Annotated in this window: 1 protein-coding gene; it reads left to right on the top strand. The window is 50.9% G+C overall.

All coding sequences use genetic code 11. The features are described from left to right. Positions 1–155: 155 nt before the first annotated feature. Positions 156–825: putative Ig domain-containing protein (locus Q1B13_RS26845; protein ID WP_299085959.1), on the top strand; the 670-nt coding region annotated here is incomplete at its 3' end.

Raw genomic sequence — 825 nt, 5'->3', positions numbered from 1 at the left:
GGATGCGGGACGAATTGGCTGGGCGTATTCGCGGGTAATCAGACAGCAAAAATCAAAGCGACAAAACTCTCCAGAACCGTAGAGCCCGGTACCCGCGCATTCAGCATGCAAACGAGATCACCCCAATTGCTCACCAGATTGAATTGGAGAACTTAATGACCGTTATGAACAATGCACCCGTTCTGGCAATTGCATTGCCTCATCAGTCTTCAGCAGAAGATGAAGCTGTGAGCTTCGTACTGCCAGCGAATGCATTTACGGATGTGGATGGCGATGCGCTGACCCTAAGTGCGACGCTTAGCAATGGTGCCTCGCTGCCTTACTGGTTGGTGTTTGATGCTGCCTCGGGAAGTTTCTCAGGCACACCGCCCCAGAACGCCAACGGAATATTGAATGTAATGGTGACGGCCAGCGACGGGTCTCTTTCAGCCAGCAGTTCCTTTGAGCTTGAGATAACACCAGTCAACGATGCACCTGTCGCGGCTGATGATATCGTTGGTACAAGTGAATTCCTGGTCAATGAGTTTACCAATAGCACTCAAAACAACCCAAGTGTTACAGAACTGGCCAATGGTAATTTTGTCGTAACGTGGCAGTCCCGGGACCAACAGCAAGGCGATACGTCAACTACTGCCATCAAGGCCCGTATATTTGACGCAAACGGTGTCGAGATCGTCAGTGAGTTCCGCGTCAATGAATTTACCAACAGAGATCAGAGCGACCCGAGTGTAACAGCCCTCTCCAATGGCAATTTCATCGTTACCTGGAGCTCTCGTGACTGGCAGCAGGGCGATACGTCAAGTACTGCGATCAAGGCCCGTATTT

Source organism: uncultured Ruegeria sp., assembly GCF_947489545.1.
Lineage (GTDB): Bacteria > Pseudomonadota > Alphaproteobacteria > Rhodobacterales > Rhodobacteraceae > Ruegeria.
Note: the sequence above shows the minus strand (reverse complement) of the source record. Positions and strands in the feature narration are given on the sequence as shown.